Raw genomic sequence first — 17,436 nt, 5'->3', positions numbered from 1 at the left:
GCGCGCCAAGCATGCTTGGCCGTTCACTTGACTTGGAAAGAAGGCGAGGGGGAAGGTGGAGGTTTCTGTTGCCAGGTACCTCCGAACCCCGCCTAGAAGTGCGAACCTCTAGGGCTTGATTTGAAGCGTTCGCACTGCATTAAGCAGCGAGACGAGCTTCCGCATAGTTGTCGTTGGCAACTATAAGTTTAGCCCGATGACGGTGGTACAATGCCGGGCAAAAGTACGATCTTTACACCTTCGTCGATCCTATTTCGCCCCCAGCAAAAGCCGCTCCCTTTGGAAGAGCGGTTTTTGGTGGAGGCGCCGGGTACCGCCCCCGGGTCCGAACGGCTTATTTCATCGCCTGTTTATCGCCATAGTCGGTCAAGCCGACGAAGCGAATATAGGGAGCGGGTACGGAAAATGAAAGGGCCAAGTCGAGGCTTGTCCCCTGCGCCAAACTCGACAGCCGAGGGTTGACTTGCGCGTCTACTCAATCGAAGCTCCGCCGGCGATGAGGAATATCCTGACCTAGCGCACAAGTTGCGCGGCGCGCCACAAGCCTCATCGATCGGATCCGTGGCGCCGACGAGGGGAAGTTTCATGGCCGACTATCTTGCGGATGTGAAGAAATACGATGCCGGCGCCAGCGCCGATGCGGTCGAGAAGATCGTCAAGCACTTGGGCATCGCGCTCAGGAACCGCGATTCCTCCCTGGTCTCCTGTGCGGACCCGAAGGAGCTCGAGCGCGTCCGGGACAACTGGGTGACCAAGAAGCTTGGGATTGCCGACGCCAAGAAGGCCGACGCCTCGATCGAGAAGACGTGCAAGGCGATGGCCGCCGACAACACCAAGAGCCGCGTGACCTTCTACTATCTGGTGGCGAAGGACCTGGGCAAACTGGGTTCTCTGTGAGGCAAGGCCATCGGCAGCCGGCATGGCAACGTGCCGGCGCCGTGGATTTTTCGCGCCGGATCGACATCTGTAGGCTTTGGGTATTCGACCGACCGCCAGTCGGCTATGATCGCTTGTCATCCGAATCGAGGCCGAGCCGATGCGCCAATATCTCGACCTGTTGAAGCATGTGCTGGAGAACGGCGCCGATCGCGGCGACCGCACCGGTACCGGCACGCGGTCGGTGTTCGGCTACCAAATGCGTTTCGACCTTTCGCGCGGCTTCCCGGTTACCACCACCAAGAAGCTGCATCTGAAGTCGATCATCCACGAGTTGCTGTGGTTCCTGGCCGGCGACACCAACATCAAATATCTCAACGACAACGGCGTCACCATCTGGGACGAATGGGCCGACGAGAACGGCGATCTCGGCCCTGTCTACGGCAAGCAGTGGCGCTCATGGCCGGATGGGCACGGCGGCGAGATCGACCAGATCGCCGCCCTTCTCAAGGAGCTACGCAAGAATCCCTATTCGCGTCGGCTGATCGTCTCAGCCTGGAATCCGGCCCAAGTGGAGGCGATGGCGCTGCCGCCCTGCCATTGCCTGTTCCAGTTCTACGTTTCGGAAGGCCGGCTCTCCTGCCAGCTCTACCAGCGCTCGGCCGACATTTTCCTGGGCGTGCCGTTCAACATCGCATCCTACGCCCTGCTGACCCTGATGGTGGCGCAGGTCACCGGCCTGAAGCCTGGCGATTTCGTCCACACGCTCGGCGATGCGCATCTTTACTCGAACCATTTCGAGCAGGCGCGCGAGCAGATGCGGCGCACGCCGAAGCCGCTGCCGACGATGTGGATCAACCCGGATGTGAAGGATCTTTTTGCCTTCCGCTTCGAGGATTTCCGCCTCGAGAACTATTTTGCGGACGCCAATATCAAGGCGCCGATCGCAGTATAAGGCCCGCTTTGAGCGCTGCCAGCGCTCAAGTCGTCAGCCAGTCCCGACGATGACGTCGGAGGCCTTGATCACCTCATAGGCCCTACTTGCCCAGTCGCAGATCGGCAACCGCTTCGTTGGTGATCGAAGCCGTGTCGAGGACGCCGCCGCCGATAGCTATCCGGACATGCGACGTGGTCGCTCCCTCGACGATGACCTTGCCCTTCAGGATATTGCCGGCGCTGATCTTAATCTGCCTATGCCTCGCTGTATCGAACGGACTTCACCGTGGGCTGGTGGGATCCTGGCGCACAACGGCGCGGAGCCTAAAAAACCTTTTCTTGTTATGTTCATCCGGATATATCGAGTCAGGGCTCGAGCCGAACGGATTTTCAGAGGGGCGAGGTTTCATGACGGGCAAGGGTTTTGGATTGAAGGCGATCGCCATCGGCGGACTGACGGCAGCGTTGATGGCGGCCGTACCGGCAGCTCACGCCGACGGCAAGGTGATCGTGTTCGCCGCGGCCAGCCTCAAGGACGCGCTCGATGCGGTCAACAAGGCCTGTGAGGCCGAGGTCGGCGAAGCGGCCACGATTTCCTATGCGGCAAGCTCGGCTCTGGCGAAGCAGATCGAGGGCGGCGCGCCAGCCGATGTCTTCGTCTCCGCCGACCTCGACTGGATGAAGTATCTCTCCGACAAGAAGCTGACCAGGCCCGACACCGAGGTGAAGCTGCTTGGCAACCAGATCGTGCTCGTGGCGCCGCAAGATTCCAAGGTCGACGCGAAGGTCGAGAAGGGCTTCGACCTCGCCAGGCTCATCGGCGACGGTCGGCTCGCCATGGGCGATTTCAAGGCGGTGCCCGCCGGCAAATACGGCAGGGCGGCGCTGGAATCGCTGGGCGTGTGGTCCTCGGTCGAAGGCAAGGTCGCGCAGGCCGAGAATGTCCGCGCCGCGCTCAAGCTGGTGTCGACGGGCGAGGCCGCGCTCGGCATCGTCTACGCCACCGACGCCCATGCCGAAAAGGGCGTCAAGGTCGTCGGCACCTTCCCCGAGGATTCGCACCCGCCGATCATCTACCCGATTGCCCAGACCGCGGATTCGAAGGACAAGGATACGGCTGCCTTCCTGAAATGCGTCGAGTCAGCCAAGGCCGCCGCGCTCTTCAAGGAACAGGGTTTTACGGTGCTCGCGCCGAGCAACTGAGAAAGACCTAACACCGCAAATGAACTGGCTGCTGGACCTCACTCCCGACGAATGGAATGCGGTCCGGCTGTCGATCAAGGTGGCGACTGTGGCGATGATCGCCAGCCTGCCGCCCGGCATCCTGATCGCGCTGGTCCTGGCCCGGGGGCGGTTCTGGGGCAAGACCTTGCTCAACGGGCTGGTGCATTTGCCGTTGATCCTGCCGCCGGTGGTGACCGGTTATCTGCTGCTGCTCACCTTCGGCCGGCGCGGGCCCGCCGGCGCCTTCCTCGCCGAGCATTTCGGCATCGTTTTTTCCTTCCGCTGGACGGGGGCAGCACTTGCCTGCGGGGTGATGGGGTTTCCACTGATGGTGCGGGCGATCCGGTTGTCGATCGAGGCGGTCGACCGCAAGATGGAGGCGGCCGCCGGCACGCTCGGCGCCAACCCGGTCTGGGTGTTCGCCACAATCACGCTGCCGCTGATCCTGCCCGGCCTGATCGCCGGCGCGATCCTGTCCTTCGCCAAGGCGATGGGCGAGTTCGGCGCGACCATTACTTTCGTCTCCAACATCCCCAACGAGACGCAGACGCTGCCCTCGGCAATCTACACTTTCACGCAGGTGCCGGGCGGCGATCCCGGAGCGCTACGCCTGACGCTGATTTCGATCGTGATCTCGATGGTGGCGCTGGTGGCCTCCGAGGTTCTGGCGCGGCGGGTCGGCCAGCGGATGGACATCGAATGACGCTCTCGGTGGACATCAGTCATCGTCTCGGCGACTTCGCCATCGACGCGAATTTCGAAAGCGCCGGCCGGCTGACGGCGCTGTTCGGGCCTTCGGGCTCGGGCAAGTCGACGCTGATCAATGTGATCGCCGGGCTGATCCGGCCGCAGAAAGGGCGGATCGCGGTGGACGGTCGCGTGCTGGTCGACACCGCCGCCGGCATCTTCGTGCCGATGCACAGGCGACGGATCGGCATGGTGTTCCAGGATGCGCGGCTCTTCCCGCACATGAGCGTCGCCGGCAATCTGCGCTATGGCCGCTGGTTCACGCCAGTTGCGGAGCGCTACGCCAGTATGGATGCGGTGGTCGAACTCCTTGGCATCGGTCCTCTGCTCGACCGGCGGCCGACGAAACTATCGGGTGGCGAAAAGCAGCGCGTGGCGATCGGCCGCGCGCTGCTTGCCAGCCCGAAACTGCTTTTGATGGACGAGCCTCTCGCCTCGCTCGATGAGGCGCGAAAGGCCGAAATCCTGCCCTATATCGAGCGGCTGCGCGACCAGACGAAGATCCCGATCGCCTATGTCAGCCATTCCGTCGCCGAGGTGGCGCGGCTGGCGAGCGACGTGGCGGTGCTGTCCCAAGGCAAGATCGCGGCTTTCGGCCCGACCGAGGCGATCATGCAGCGGCTCGACCTCTTGCCGGCGGAGGAGCGCGGCGAGGGCGGCGCGGTGCTCGACACCAGGGTTTTGCGTCACGACGAGGCTTTCGGCATGACTGTGCTCGGCTCGCCGGCCGGCGAGATCCGCGTGCCGCGCGTTTCACGCCCGGCGGGAGCTCTGGTGCGGCTCCGCATCCGCGCCCGCGATGTCATGATCGCGACCGAACAGCCGTCGGGTCTTAGCGCGCTCAACATATTGCCGGGCAAAATCGCCGCGGTCAGGCCGGGCGTCGGGCCTACGGTGGAGATCGCCATCGACTGCAACGGAGCAACGGTGCTGGCGCGCGTCACCGAACAGTCGAAGCAGAGCCTTCGGCTCGCGCTCGGCCGCGAGGTCTTCGCGGTGATCAAGACGGTGAGCTTTGACAGCGCGACGACAGGTGCTGGGCTGCCGGTGGAGGCCGATGGTTGACGAAAGGGCAATATCGCTATGTTGGTTTGGAATAGCGATGTGGCGGCGGAGAGGGTAATCTCGACATGATCGCCGAGGACAAGGGATGCCATCGCTGAGCCTGCGGATAAATCTCGACCCTGACGGACGAATTGGTCCGGGCAAGATCGAATTGTTGGAGCAGATCGCCGCTTTCGGCTCGATTTCGGCCGCGGCGCGCGGCATGGAGATGTCCTACAAGCATGCCTGGGACTTGGTCGAGGACATGAATCGGGTGTTCGGCAAGCCGCTGGTGGCGGCGCAGACCGGCGGCCGAAAAGGCGGCGGCGCGCAATTGACCGCCGTGGGTCTCGCCGTCGTCAGCCGGTTCAGAGCGATCGAGCGCGCGGCGGCTTCAGCGGCGGCCGTCCATATGCAGGCGTTGCAGGCCGAGATCGACACCGGTTGATTGGGCCTGTAAGGGGCCTATTTCTCCGGCTCCCCGGGCTTGCGGAGCAAATAGGTGTCCATGATCCAGCCCTTTTTGCGCCGGGCTTCCTCTCGGACCTTCTCGATTTCGGCGCCGACATCGCCGAGGCGGCCGGAAAGGATGATCTCGTCCGCCGTGCCGAGATAAGCGCCCCACTGAATGAAAACATCTTGGTCGACCAGTGTGTTGAAGGCGCACTTGCCGTCCAGCATGACAACGGTGCTTCCGGCATTCGCGGGCAGGCCTTCCTCAGTCAGCCGGCGGCCGGTGGTGACCAGGATCGAATCGCCGATGCGGTTGAGCGCAGTGGCATGGGAGGCGGCCAGCGCCTGGATCGCGGTGATGCCCGGAATGACCTCCAGCTCGAAACCGACATTGCCCCTCAGGCGCACGCGCTCCAGTATGCGCAGCGCGCTGTCGTAGAGCGAGGGGTCGCCCCAGATCAGGAATGCGCCGCAACCCTCCTCGGCAAGCTCGTTGCCGATCAGCCCTTCGTAGATTTCGGCGATCGCCTCGTGCCAGTCGTCGACGGTCACGCGATAGGACGATGTCGGCTCGGCCCGAACCGGGACGTCGAATTCGACGCGGCGCGACTTCGGGTTTGTGACGAAGCGGTCGCAGATCTGCCGACGGAGTTCCGCGAGGTCGTTCTTCCTCGCGCCTTTGTCGGGAACGAACAGCACGTCGGCCCGGTTCAGGCCGTTGATGGCCTGTACGGTCAGGTGGTCGAGATTGCCGGTGCCGATGCCGATGACGAGAAGCTTGCGCATAGGCGTCCTCCTGCCCGATCGGGCGGCCGGTGTCCAGACGGGGACAGGCAGGCATGCGGGAACGCAAAACTCGACCGGTTGGCAGAAACGCTGAACACCTCTAGCTACTTCTCCTGGAATTGCTCTAGATGGAAGCGCATCCGCATGATCCCGGTCATGCCGTCGAGAGGGGAGCCATGTTACGCACTATCCTGACCGCAGCGCTGGCATTCTCGGTTGCACCTGCCTTCGCCAACGATTCCGTTGCCGAGCTTGGCACCGGCGGGCTGATCCTGTCGCGCAGCGATGCGGTTGCCATGGAAAGCGAGGATCTCTTCATCTCGCCGGAAAAAGTGACCGTCGACTACGTTTTCCGCAACAATACCGACAAGGACGTCAGCGCGATCGTCGCCTTCCCGATGCCGGACATCGAAGGCGACCCGAACGAGATGCCGGCGATCCCGGAAGCGCAGAGCGACAATTTCCTCGGCTTCGAGGTGACGATCGACGGCGTCGACGCCAAGCCGCAGCTCGAACAAAAGGCGTTCGCGCTGGGCATCGACATCACCGACGAACTCAAGGCGCACGACGTGCCGCTCTATCCGTTCGGCGACGTCGCCAAGGCGGCGCTGGCAAAGCTGCCCAAGGACGTCGCGGAGGATTGGGAAGATCGCGGCATCATCATCGAAGACACCGCCGATAACGGTTCGGGCATGCAAACCGCCTACGCGCCGTTCTGGCAATTGCGCTCGACCTATTGGTGGCGCTCCACCTTCCCGGCCAACAAGCAAGTCCATGTCTCGCACCGCTACAAGCCGAGCGTCGGCGGCACGTCATCGGTCAGCTTCTATTACGACGGCAAGTTCCAGGGGCAGTACGACACTTACAAGACCCGCTACTGCATGGACGGCGGGTTCGAGAACGCTGTGCGCAAGGCAGCGAAGGAAAATCCCGACGGCTATCCCAAATATTTCGAGAGCCGCATCGCCTATGTCCTAACCACCGGCGGCAACTGGGCGTCCGGCAGTATCGGCAACTTCAAGCTTACCATCGACAAGGGCAGCCCAAAGAATCTGGTCTCCTTCTGCGGCGACAATGTCCGCAAGGTGGGTCCGACGACGTTCGAGATGACGGCCAAGGATTTCTATCCGGAGCACGATATCGGCATCTTGCTGCTTGAGCCGTCGGACAATAGTGGGAACGGCGGCTGATGGACATCGCGATCTACGTCGCCATTGCCGAGAACGGCGTGATCGGACGCGAAGGCGGGCTGCCGTGGCGGCTTTCCAGCGACCTGAAACGCTTCAAGGCCGATACGATGGGCAAGCCGATCATCATGGGCCGCAAGACCTATGAGGGTATCGGCCGGCCGCTGCCCGGCAGGCTCAACATCGTGGTGACGCGAGCCAGAGACTGGCGATCCGAGGGCACCGAAGTCGCCCATTCGCTCGACGAGGCGATCACGCTGGCCAAGGTGCGCGGCCGCTGCATGGCAGGTGCCGAGGAGATCTGCGTCGTCGGAGGCGGCGAGATCTATGCCCAGGCCCTGCCGCTGGCCGATCGTCTCCACGTCACGCATGTGCTGGCCCCGGTCGATGGCGACGCTCATTTTCCGCCGATTGACCCGGCGATCTGGCGGATCGTCCGATCCGAGGATTTTCCGGCGGGCGAAAAGGACAGCCACGCGACACGCTATACCGTTTACGAGCGCCGCGGCGACGGTCACTGACGAGGACAAAGGGTCGCTGACGGCTCAAATCGCAGGCGCGCGTAGCGGATCGCGTTGAAAGCGCGTCACGGCGTCCCTATAGAAGAACGAGAGTACAGCGCCACGCTTCCAACCGGACGCGCAAGAAGGTCGCCGTAAAACTTTGATTTGGCGCATGATTCCTTTCGGAAAACCGATATCGGTTTTCGAGGTCATGCGCTAGGATCGCGCCGCAAGGCCTGAGGGAACCGAAGCGAAAGGACATTCATGCCCTGGAACGACAAGAGCGGTGGCGGCGGCCCATGGGGCGGCGGCGGCAATCAGGGGCCCTGGGGACAGGGACCGAAAGGCCAGAGCGGCCCGCCCGGGTCGCCTCCCGATCTCGAGGACATCATCCGCCGCGGCCAGGACAGGCTGCGGCGCGCTCTTCCGGGAGGCGGCGGCGCCAGCCCGGCCGTCCTCGGGCTGATCGCGCTCGCGCTTGTCGTGCTTTGGGCTTTCAAGGCCATCTATACCGTGCAGCCTGACGAGGTCGCGGTCGAATTGCGCTTCGGCAAGCCGAAGGCCGAGCTCTCGCAGCCAGGCCTGCATTTCCACTGGTGGCCGATCGAAACGGTCGAAACGGCAAAGATTTCCGAGCAGCTCGTCAGCATCGGCGGCGGGGCGAGCAGCGGCTCCGGGCTGATGCTCTCCGGCGACCAGAACATCGTCAATGTGCAGTTCTCGGTCGCCTACCAGGTTTCCGATCCAAGGGCCTATCTGTTCGACGTCTCCGATCCCGACGGCATGCTGACGCAGGTGGCCGAAAGCGCCATGCGCGAGGTCGTCGGCCGGCGCCCCGCGCAGGATATTTTCCGCGACGATCGCCAGGGTATTGCCACATCGGTGCGTGAGATCATCCAAAACACGCTCGACGGTTACAAGACGGGTCTGCAAGTCAACGCAATCTCCATCGAGGACGCCGCCCCGCCGCGCGAGGTCGCCGATGCTTTCGACGAGGTGCAGCGCGCCGAGCAGGACGAGGACAAGTTCGTCGAGCAGGCCAATCAATATTCCAACCAGAAGCTCGGCCAGGCGCGCGGCGAGGCGGCCCAGATCCGCGAAGATGCCGCCGCCTACAAGAACCGGGTCGTGCAGGAAGCCGAAGGTGAGGCGCAGCGCTTCATCTCCGTTTACAACGAATACGCCAAGGCGCCCGACGTGACGCGCAAGCGCCTTTACCTGGAAACAATGGAGAGGATCCTGAAGGACTCGAACAAGGTCGTCGTCGAGCAGGGCAACGGGCAGGGTGTGCTTCCTTATCTGCCGCTGCCGGCACTGCAGCCCAAGGCGCCGCCCGCGCCTGCGCTGGGAGGTAACCAGTGATGGCCAACCGTCTTCCCATCATCGCGGTCATCGCGGCCGTCCTTCTGTTTCTGCTCTATTCGTCGGTGTTCGTCGTCAAGGCGGGCGAGCAGGCAATCGTGCTGAGGTTCGGCGAGATCATCGACGTCAAGACCGAGCCGGGCATCTATTTCAAGGCGCCATTCGCCTTCTTCGATGCCGACAGCGTTCAGACGATCGAGAAAAAAGTCATGCGCTTCGACCTCGACAATATCCGCGTTCAGGTCTCCGGCGGCAAGTTCTACGAGGTCGATGCCTTCATCGCCTACCGCATTTCGGATCCGCGCACGTTCCGCGCGGCGGTATCGGGGCAGGTGGAACTCGCCGAAGCCCGGCTGAAGACGCGTCTCGATGCGGCGCTGCGCCGCGTCTATGGTCTGCGCGATTTCGAGGCGGCACTTTCCGAAGAACGCGGCGTCATGATGCGCGAGGTGCGTGACCAACTGCGTCCGGACGCGACGTCGCTCGGCCTCGACATCGAGGATGTGCGCATCCGCCGGACGGATCTGACCGCCGAAGTATCGCAGCAGACCTACGATCGCATGAAAGCCGAACGCCTGGCGGAAGCCGAGCGGCTGAGAGCCCGCGGCAACGAGGCGGCGCAGCGTATCAAGGCCAGGGCCGACCGCGAGGTCGTCGAGATCATCGCCGAGGCGCAGAAGGAATCGGAGATCCTGCGCGGTGAGGGCGAGGCGCAGCGCAGCGCCACCTTTGCTGAAGCCTATAAGCGGGACCCGGGCTTCTTCGATTTCTATCGCTCGATGAATGCTTACGGCACGGCCTTGGACAGCACCGGAACCACCATGGTGCTGTCGCCCGACTCCGAGTTCTTCCGCTTCTTCCGCGATCCGGAAAGCAAGCCCGAGCCCGGACAGCCGGCGGCATCGCAGCCCGCGCCCGCGACGCCGGCAGCCCCGGCCACGCAACCCGGCAGCGCCCAGTAGCGGACGGTGCAGGATTTCCTCGCGGCCATCGGCCTGGTCCTCGTCATCGAGGGCCTGGTCTATGGCGGGTTTCCGGCTCTGGCCAGGAAACTGGCGGCGGAGGTGCTGTCGTTGCCGGAGAATGTGCTGCGGATCGCCGGATTGGCTGCAATCGCCCTCGGCGTCGCCATCGTCTGGCTGGTTCGCGGCTGATGAAATTCCTTGGTGCCGAGGCGATTGACGATTTATCTTCCGCCGATAGCTATAGCCGCAAACGTGCCTTATTTCTTGCCAACATGAATTGGACGGGCGCCTTTGCGGAAGCGCCTTTCTTTTTCAAAAACGCCGGGAGGCCACGATGATATCCGACACCCTGTTGCGCGCGGCGCGGCGCAGGTTTTTCGCCGGCGCCACCGCATTCGTCGTCGGCATCATTGCCGTCCCGTCCTTCGTCACGCCCACGATCGCCTCCGACGCGCCGCCTTCCGTCGCCGACCTCGCCGAACGCCTGCTCGGCGCGGTGGTCAACATCTCGACCTCGCAAACCGTCAAAGGCACGGAAGGCCCCGGTGCGGTGCCGATGCCGCAGCTTCCGGAAGGCTCGCCCTTCCAGGACTTTTTCGATGACTTCTTCAAGAACCGTGGCGGCGACAAGGGCGGCGGGCAGAAGGTGCAGTCGCTTGGCTCCGGCTTCGTCATCGATGCCGAGCAGGGCATCGTGGTGACCAACAATCACGTCATCGCCGATGCCGACGACATCGAGGTCAATTTCTCCGACGGCGTGACGCTGAAGGCGACGCTTGTCGGCACTGATACAAAGACCGACGTCGCGTTGCTGAAGGTCGATCCGAAGGGCCACAAATTGACGGCGGTGAAGTTCGGCGATTCCACCAAGATGCGCGTCGGCGACTGGGTGATGGCGATCGGCAATCCGTTCGGTCTTGGCGGCACGGTCACGGTCGGCATCGTCTCGGCGCGCAACCGCGACATCAATTCCGGCCCTTATGACGATTTCATCCAGACCGACGCCGCCATCAATCGCGGCAATTCCGGCGGTCCGCTGTTCAACAGCAGTGGCGAGGTCATCGGCATCAACACGGCGATCATCTCGCCCTCGGGCGGCTCGATCGGCATCGGCTTTTCCATTCCCTCGCAGCTCGCCGCGGGCGTCGTCGATCAGCTTCGCCAGTTCGGCGAAACGCGGCGCGGCTGGCTTGGCGTGCGCATCCAGCCAGTGACGGACGACATCGCCGAAAGCCTCGGCATGGCGACGGCCAAGGGCGCGCTGGTGGCCGGCGTCATCAAGGGCGGACCGGTCGACAACGGCACGGTTCAAGCCGGCGACGTCATTATCAAATTCGACGGCAAGGACATCCACGAAATGCGCGACCTGCCGCGCGTCGTCGCCGAAAGCCCGGTCGGCAAGGCGGTTGACGTCGTCATCGTGCGCAAGGGCGTCGAGCAGACAGTGAAGGTGACGCTCGGCCGGCTCGAGGACGGCGAGAAGCTGGCCAGCGGCGAGAACGGCAGTACCGGCGAGGACAAGGGCGACAAGGCGGCTCCTGTGTCGACGGCTTCGGTGCTCGGCATGACCGTTGGCGAACTCAACGAGCAGACCAGACAGAAATTCGGCATCGCGGCCGATGTGTCGGGTGTGGTCATCACCGACGTCGCCAAGGATTCGGCCGCCGCCGAACGCGGCATCCAGCCCGGCGAGGTGATCACCGAGATCGCGCAGGAATCGGTCGGCACGCCAAAGGATGTCATGGACCGGATCGGCGCGCTGAAGGAGCAGGGCCGCAAGAACGCGCTGCTGATGCTCGCCTCGAAATCCGGCGAGTTGCGCTTCGTGACGATTCGGATGGACTGATTCCGGAGAGCCCGAACGGGTTGATTTGCAAGAATGGGCGGCTAGCGGGCCGCCCCTTTTCGCGCCTGCCAGTCGTCGCGCGACAGCCGGTACAGCGCATGCCGCTTAAGATGAGGGTGGCTGTCCGGCACGGCGGGATGGTCAAAGTCGGCGCCCGGGTCGGCGCGCATGCCGAGCCGCTTCATGACGGCGATCGAGCGATGGTTTTCCGCGACGGCAAAGGAGACGATTTCGTCCAGCTCCAGCGTTTCGAAACCGAAGGCGAGCCAGGCTTCGGATGCCTCGGTGACATAGCCCTTGCGCCAGTATTCCGGTGCCAGCCGCCAGCCGATCTCGATCGTGCCGGCCGGCAGCGAGGGCACATGATCGGTTTGGAGGAGGCCGACGAAGCCGATGCACTCGCCGGTGGCGGCGATCTCGGCCGCGGCGAAGCCGTAGCCATCCTCATCGATCCAGGCCCGGAGCTCGTCCATCTTTGCGTCCGCCGCGGCGCGGTCGCGGCGGAACGGAAAAAATTCCATCACGCGCTCGTCCGAGTTGATGCGATGGAAGAGCGCGCGGTCGCGCTGTTCCCAATTGCGCAGGATGAGGCGCTCGGTGCGGATCGGCTTCATTGCACGAATTCTCTCTGGCGATAGCCCTGGAGGTAAAGCAGCGCGGTCAGATCGCCGTGGTCGATGCGGATCCTTGCCTGTTCCGCCACCGCCGGCTTGGCGTGCAGCGCGACGCCGGTGCCGGCAAGGCGGATCATGTCGAGGTCGTTGGCGCCGTCGCCAACGGCAACCGCATCCTGCGTCGTCACGCCCAGCCTTGCCGCGATGTCGAGCAGCGCCTCGGCCTTGGCGGCGCGGCCGAGAATAGGCGCGGCCACCGTGCCGGCGAATCTGCCACCCTCCTCGATCAGCCGGTTGGCGCGGTTTTCCTGGAAGCCCAGCATTGCGGCGATGCGGCTGGTGAAGACGTCGAAGCCGCCTGAGACCAGCGCCGTCCAGGCGCCATTGGCACGCATGGTCTGCACCAGCGCGCGGCCGCCGGCGGCCAGCGTCAGCCGGTTGGCGATGATGCGGTCGACCACCGCCGTGTCGAGGCCCTTCAGCAAGGCGACGCGTTCGCGCAAGGCCGGCTCGAATGCGATCTCGCCATTCATCGATCGCGCGGTGATCGCAGCGACACGGTCCTTGACGCCAATCTCGTCGGCAAGCTCGTCGATGCATTCCTGATCGATCATGGTCGAATCCATATCGGCAAGCAGGATCCTCTTCCTCCTGCCTTCAGCCGGCTGGACGATGATGTCGACCGGCTCGGAGGCCAATGCCGCGCGCAGATTGGCCGTCAATGCGCCGATGTCGGGCGTCTCCGGCAAAACCAGATCGCAGGCGACATGCTCGGCCAGCCAATGAACGGCGCTTGCGCCTGCCGCTCGCGAGGCGATATTCGCAAGCGGGACCGACACTCGGCGGTCTTTGGGATTGGACACAAGCGTGGCGATCAGAGGCATCGAAAATTCCGGCAGGCAGGCGGGCGAAGGCCGCGTGAAAAACGCCATCCTGATAGCGGGGCCGACCGCCAGCGGCAAGTCGGCGCTGGCGCTGGACATCGCCGAGCGCAAGGGCGGCGTCATCGTCAATACCGATTCCATGCAGGGCTATTCGGTTCTTGACGTCCTGACGGCGCGTCCGAGCGCGGCCGAAACGGCGCGCGTGCCGCATTATCTCTACGGCCACGTGCATCCTTCGACAGCCTACTCGACCGGCGCCTGGCTGCGGGACGTCACCGGGCTGATCGCGGAAGGTATCTTGTCCGGCCGGCCGGCTGTCTTCGTCGGCGGCACCGGGCTCTATTTCCGCGCTTTAGCCGAAGGCATCTCGGACATGCCCGACATTCCACCTTCGGTGCGTGAGCGCTGGCGCTACGAACTCAAGGAACAAGGGGCAGAACGGCTGCACCTCATATTGATGCATCAGGACTCGGCTGTCGCCATGCAGATCCGGCCGACCGACGGCCAGCGCATTGTGCGGGCGCTGGAGGTGCTCGACGCGTCGGGACGGTCGATCCTTGAATGGCAGGCGGCACGCGGCCAGCCGCTCATCGACCGCGACAGCGCAGGCTTCCTCGTGATCGAGCCGGATCGCGGCGAACTGGTGGCGCGTATCGGGGCGCGTTTTGATCAAATGCTCGACAAGGGCGCGCTCGACGAGGTCAGGCAGCTGATGGCGCTCGACCTCGATCCGAACCTGCCGGCGATGAAGGCGATCGGCGTGCGCGAGCTGCAGGCCGCGATGGCCGGACACATGGGCTTTCCCGAAGCGATTGAGCGAGCCAAGATCGCCACGCGCCAATATGCCAAGCGGCAGACGACCTGGTTCAAACACCAACTGGGACCGGAGTGGCAAAGGTTACGCCCGGGCGAGAAATGGTCAATCCTGGACTGATAGAATGCGATTTGATCAGGGGCTTGGAATTGTAAGCGCAGCTTCCCGTCACGGTTGTCCGGGTTAACCGTCCGTAAGGCCGGGCATGCCATAACGGCGACGGTCGCAGTACCGCGGGGCGTTATGCGTTTTCACAAGGCGGAATCCGCGTTTTTCGTCTTTATCTTCGTGATCCTGGCCGCCGGCCTGGTGACCTTTCACGCCTATGGCCAATTGCAGGATATCGCGACCGCTCTCGACACCGCATCGCGTCTCGACAGAATCGCCTATCTCAACAAATTGCTGTTCGTGACCGGTGCGCTGCTGGCTGCTGCCTTGTTCTTCGGAACCTTCTTCATCTACCCGCTGATCCGCGGCCAGGTGAGGGAAGAGGGCAAGTTGCGCGCCATGACGGTGTCGCTGAGCGCCCGTTCGCAAACGCTTGAGCACGCAGCGCTCACCGACGGCCTGACCGGAATGCAGAACCGCCGCTACTTCGATGACGCGCTGCGGGAATATCTCGACGAGTTCGGCCGCATCGATAAGCCGGTGGGCCTGATGATCCTCGATCTCGATCATTTCAAGCAGGTCAACGACACGCATGGCCACGATGTCGGCGACGAGGTTCTGCGGTCCGTCGCGCAGTGCGTACGCGGCATGACCCGCTATCACGATGTGGTGGCGAGGCTGGGCGGCGAGGAGTTCGCCGTGGTCACGCCCAACATGGATGCGGAACTGCTCGCGCGGTTCGCCGAGCGCATCCGCAAGGCGATCGCCAATCTGTCGATCATGTCGGGCAATGTGCGGCTGAAGGTCACCACCAGCGTCGGCCTCGCCGTCTGGGACCGCAAGGAGAGTGCCGAGGACTTCTATCGCCGCGCCGACCGGCAGCTCTACGAGGCGAAGAAGCAGGGCCGCAACCGCGTCTGCGCCTGAAATTCCATGATCAAATTCTTGACGCTGGCCGCCTGGAGCCGCTTTCTGCGCTTCTACCCGCCGCGTGTTCCTTATGATCCTTTCCGAAAAGCGTTCTCGATTTCGGGGTCATGCGCGTGCTCACGGACTATATGTCCGCTCCGCTCGGGTCCTCGAAAGCGACTCCAGTCGACTCAGCCTGACGAATTTCCTGATCGAACTTGCCCATGCCTGTTGGCGTAGCCGTTCCTGGCACTCTTAGCGAGTCGGCGCGAAGATGCAGAGCGATCAATCGTTCTGCTGGCGCATGCCGAAGGTCGAGGGCCTCAGGCCGTAACGCATGTCGAAATCGTCGTCCGGCTGTACGCGCGGCGCCGATGGCTTGCGGTAATCGGGGTCGCCAGCCTGGCGCCCGGTATCGACGGCCTCGGCGAACGCGATCGACTGCTGCGGTTTCGGCACGTTGCGCAGACGCTCGACAATTCCGGCGAGATCGACATCGTCGCCGGCTTCCGCGGGCAAGGCCTGCTCCCGCTTCGCAGTGCCGGGAATGAATTCCTGGGACAGTTTCTCGAATTTGAGCCGCATGGTCGTCGCCACGCCTTCGCCGAAGGCAATGGCTTCGCGCTGGCCCATGGAGGACAGGAACGCCAGCGTCGAGGCCGAGGAATCGGCGATCGCCGAGCGGATGATCGCCTGGTCCTGCTCGTTGGCGAGCCGCATGGCGAAGAAAGTCGAGCATTGCGACAGGATGGTCGGATCGAGCTCGCCTGGACGCTGGGTCACAACGCCGAGATAGCAGCCATATTTGCGGCCTTCCTTGGCGATGCGCGACAAAGCGTGCCTGGTCGGCGCGAAGCCGAGGCGCGGATCGGCAGGCATGTAGCGGTGCGCTTCCTCGCAAAGCAGGAGCAGCCGCAGCCGGCCCTCGCTCCAGAGTGCAAGGTCGAAGGCGAGGCGCGCCAGCACCGAGCAGACCGAATTGACGACTTCGGACGGCATGCCCGCCATCTCGAAGCAGGTCACCGGACGTCCATGGTTCGGCACGCGGAAGATGTTGCCGATCGTCTCGTGGATGGTGTCCTCGATCAGCCGCGAATTGAACATGAAACGGTAGCGCGGGTCGGAAGCGGCCGATTCGATGCGCGTCCTCAACGACTTCAGTGTCGGCCGATCGTTCTTGCTTTCGAGCAGACCCATGCGCTCGTCGATCTGCTTGAGCAGATCGGCGATGCGGTAAGGCACCGGCGTGTCCGCCGTCAGCGCATCGCTGCCGCGCCTGATATACGAGCCGGAGCTCGGGTTGCGATAGAGGTTCTTGGCGGCCGGGATGAGGTCGCGCAGGACGTCGACTTCCTCCGGAACGGTCTCGCGACCGCGAAACAGAACTTCGGCGAATTCTTCCAGTCTGAACATCCAGAACGGCAGGTCGAGCGTCTTGGAATCAACCTTCACGCAGTATTCCGGAAGCGAGGCGGCAAACTCGTTGTGCGGGTCGAGGATCAGCACGCGCAGATCGGGCCGCGCCTCGATCGATTTGCGCAACAGCAGCGAGACAGCCGTGGATTTGCCGACGCCGGTCGTGCCGACAATGGCGAAATGGCGCGCCAGCGTGTCGTCGACAGCGATGTTGGCGTCGATCGCCTCGTCCTGGGACAGCGTGCCGATGGTGATCGAATGGCGGCCGGCGAGATCGTAGACGGCCTGCAGGTCGCGGCTGCGGATACGGTGGGCAACCGCGCCGATATGCGGATAGGTGGTGATGCCGCGGTCGAAGACCGGTTTGGCGCCGGGCTCGGCGCCGTCGCGCACCTCGCCGATCAGTTCGATGCTGACCTCGATTGCGTTCTGGCCCTCATTGCTCCAGGCGCGGTCAGACTTGCCGATCGCATAGACAAGGCCAACGGTTCGCGTCGCGCCAAGGTTGATGGAAATCATCTTGCCGACAGTCCATAGGCCGGTCACCGTGCCTTCGGCATCTTCGGCATAGGCGCTGATGGTAGCGCGCGCACCGTCGCATTGCACGACGTTGCCCAGGATGCGCTTGTCGCTCTGCTGGGCGCCGCGGCGCTCCTGCGAGGTCGGCTCCCCAACGGAGGCTTCGCGTTCAACAAACATCGGTTACCTGTCCCATTCCCCTCGGGGTCAAAGCTATCCCAATCGGGGTTAAAGCCGCGTGAG

At 63.6% G+C, this 17,436-nt stretch carries 18 protein-coding genes, 1 other RNA gene and 1 pseudogene; 14 read left to right on the top strand and 6 right to left on the bottom strand.

What is annotated here, in order from left to right; all coding sequences use genetic code 11:
- Positions 1-54 precede the first annotated feature (54 nt).
- Positions 55-415: a transfer-messenger RNA gene (gene ssrA / locus CK224_RS26190) on the bottom strand.
- A gap of 170 nt (positions 416-585) precedes the next feature.
- On the opposite strand from ssrA, the gene CK224_RS26185 reads away from it, so the two are divergent.
- Both CK224_RS26185 and CK224_RS26180 read left to right on the top strand, forming a co-directional pair.
- Positions 586-897 carry a DUF2853 family protein gene (locus CK224_RS26185; protein WP_095783787.1) on the top strand — a complete coding sequence of 104 codons (312 nt, stop codon included), beginning with the start codon at positions 586-588 and terminating at the stop codon, positions 895-897.
- Between the two features lie 139 nt (positions 898-1,036).
- Complete coding sequence (locus CK224_RS26180; protein WP_095783786.1) at positions 1,037-1,831, top strand: thymidylate synthase; 795 nt, start codon at positions 1,037-1,039, stop codon at positions 1,829-1,831.
- Positions 1,832-1,864: 33 nt separating this feature from the next.
- On the opposite strand, the pseudogene CK224_RS26175 reads toward CK224_RS26180, so the two are convergent.
- Positions 1,865-2,063 (bottom strand): annotated as a pseudogene (locus CK224_RS26175) (TOBE domain-containing protein).
- A 157-nt stretch (positions 2,064-2,220) separates the two neighbouring features.
- Between CK224_RS26175 and modA the strand changes: the two are divergent.
- From modA to CK224_RS26155, 4 genes are all read left to right on the top strand, one after another.
- Positions 2,221-3,015 carry a molybdate ABC transporter substrate-binding protein gene (gene modA, locus CK224_RS26170; RefSeq protein ID WP_095783785.1) on the top strand — a complete coding sequence of 265 codons (795 nt, stop codon included), beginning with the start codon at positions 2,221-2,223 and terminating at the stop codon, positions 3,013-3,015.
- 19 nt (positions 3,016-3,034) lie between these two features.
- Positions 3,035-3,739: a molybdate ABC transporter permease subunit gene (gene modB, locus CK224_RS26165; RefSeq protein ID WP_095783784.1), complete on the top strand. Its 705-nt coding sequence runs from the start codon at positions 3,035-3,037 to the stop codon at positions 3,737-3,739.
- Positions 3,736-4,848 carry a molybdenum ABC transporter ATP-binding protein gene (modC, locus tag CK224_RS26160; RefSeq protein ID WP_095783783.1) on the top strand — a complete coding sequence of 371 codons (1,113 nt, stop codon included), beginning with the start codon at positions 3,736-3,738 and terminating at the stop codon, positions 4,846-4,848. Before modB ends, modC begins: the two co-directional genes overlap by 4 nt.
- An 85-nt stretch (positions 4,849-4,933) precedes the next feature.
- Positions 4,934-5,275 carry a winged helix-turn-helix domain-containing protein gene (locus CK224_RS26155; RefSeq protein ID WP_095783782.1) on the top strand — a complete coding sequence of 114 codons (342 nt, stop codon included), beginning with the start codon at positions 4,934-4,936 and terminating at the stop codon, positions 5,273-5,275.
- Between the two features lie 17 nt (positions 5,276-5,292).
- Here the strand turns inward: CK224_RS26155 and cobF are convergent, their stop codons facing one another.
- On the bottom strand, positions 5,293-6,066 hold the full coding sequence (gene cobF / locus CK224_RS26150; protein ID WP_095783781.1) for a precorrin-6A synthase (deacetylating): 774 nt from the start codon (positions 6,064-6,066) through the stop codon (positions 5,293-5,295).
- A 176-nt stretch (positions 6,067-6,242) separates the two neighbouring features.
- Here cobF and CK224_RS26145 point away from each other — a divergent pair, with 176 nt between their 5' ends.
- From CK224_RS26145 to CK224_RS26120, 6 genes are all read left to right on the top strand, one after another.
- Positions 6,243-7,256, top strand: a complete 1,014-nt coding sequence (locus CK224_RS26145) for a DUF4424 domain-containing protein (protein WP_095783857.1) — start codon at positions 6,243-6,245, stop codon at positions 7,254-7,256.
- Positions 7,256-7,774, top strand: a complete 519-nt coding sequence (locus tag CK224_RS26140; protein WP_095779004.1) for a dihydrofolate reductase — start codon at positions 7,256-7,258, stop codon at positions 7,772-7,774. The genes CK224_RS26145 and CK224_RS26140 overlap by 1 nt, the downstream gene beginning before the upstream one ends.
- A 246-nt stretch (positions 7,775-8,020) precedes the next feature.
- The gene (gene hflK, locus CK224_RS26135; RefSeq protein ID WP_095783780.1) at positions 8,021-9,118 is read left to right on the top strand and encodes an FtsH protease activity modulator HflK; all 1,098 of its coding nucleotides are present in this window, start codon (positions 8,021-8,023) and stop codon (positions 9,116-9,118) included.
- Complete coding sequence (locus tag CK224_RS26130) at positions 9,118-10,080, top strand: protease modulator HflC (RefSeq protein ID WP_095779003.1); 963 nt, start codon at positions 9,118-9,120, stop codon at positions 10,078-10,080. Before hflK ends, CK224_RS26130 begins: the two co-directional genes overlap by 1 nt.
- Before the next feature lie 6 nt (positions 10,081-10,086).
- The gene (locus tag CK224_RS26125; RefSeq protein WP_095783779.1) at positions 10,087-10,272 is read left to right on the top strand and encodes a DUF2065 family protein; all 186 of its coding nucleotides are present in this window, start codon (positions 10,087-10,089) and stop codon (positions 10,270-10,272) included.
- Positions 10,273-10,417: 145 nt separating this feature from the next.
- Positions 10,418-11,929: a DegQ family serine endoprotease gene (locus tag CK224_RS26120; protein WP_095783778.1), complete on the top strand. Its 1,512-nt coding sequence runs from the start codon at positions 10,418-10,420 to the stop codon at positions 11,927-11,929.
- A 41-nt stretch (positions 11,930-11,970) separates the two neighbouring features.
- On the opposite strand, the gene CK224_RS26115 is transcribed toward CK224_RS26120, so the two are convergent.
- On the bottom strand, positions 11,971-12,543 hold the full coding sequence (locus CK224_RS26115; RefSeq protein ID WP_095783777.1) for a GNAT family N-acetyltransferase: 573 nt from the start codon (positions 12,541-12,543) through the stop codon (positions 11,971-11,973).
- Positions 12,540-13,427, bottom strand: coding sequence for a phosphoserine phosphatase SerB (gene serB, locus CK224_RS26110; protein ID WP_095783776.1), 888 nt, complete (start codon positions 13,425-13,427; stop codon positions 12,540-12,542). Before serB ends, CK224_RS26115 begins: the two co-directional genes overlap by 4 nt.
- Here serB and miaA point away from each other — a divergent pair.
- The gene (gene miaA, locus CK224_RS26105; RefSeq protein ID WP_095779091.1) at positions 13,417-14,361 is read left to right on the top strand and encodes a tRNA (adenosine(37)-N6)-dimethylallyltransferase MiaA; all 945 of its coding nucleotides are present in this window, start codon (positions 13,417-13,419) and stop codon (positions 14,359-14,361) included. The genes serB and miaA overlap by 11 nt on opposite strands.
- Positions 14,362-14,484: 123 nt before the next feature.
- Positions 14,485-15,276, top strand: coding sequence for a GGDEF domain-containing protein (locus CK224_RS26100; protein ID WP_066990920.1), 792 nt, complete (start codon positions 14,485-14,487; stop codon positions 15,274-15,276).
- Between the two features lie 267 nt (positions 15,277-15,543).
- On the opposite strand, the gene CK224_RS26095 is transcribed toward CK224_RS26100, so the two are convergent.
- On the bottom strand, positions 15,544-17,373 hold the full coding sequence (locus tag CK224_RS26095; protein ID WP_095783775.1) for an ATP-binding protein: 1,830 nt from the start codon (positions 17,371-17,373) through the stop codon (positions 15,544-15,546).
- Between the last annotated feature and the right edge of the window lie 63 nt (positions 17,374-17,436).

Origin of the sequence: Mesorhizobium sp. WSM3862 (assembly GCF_002294985.1) — a bacterium.
Classification (GTDB): domain Bacteria; phylum Pseudomonadota; class Alphaproteobacteria; order Rhizobiales; family Rhizobiaceae; genus Mesorhizobium.
This window is presented reverse-complemented; position numbering and strand designations above follow the sequence as displayed.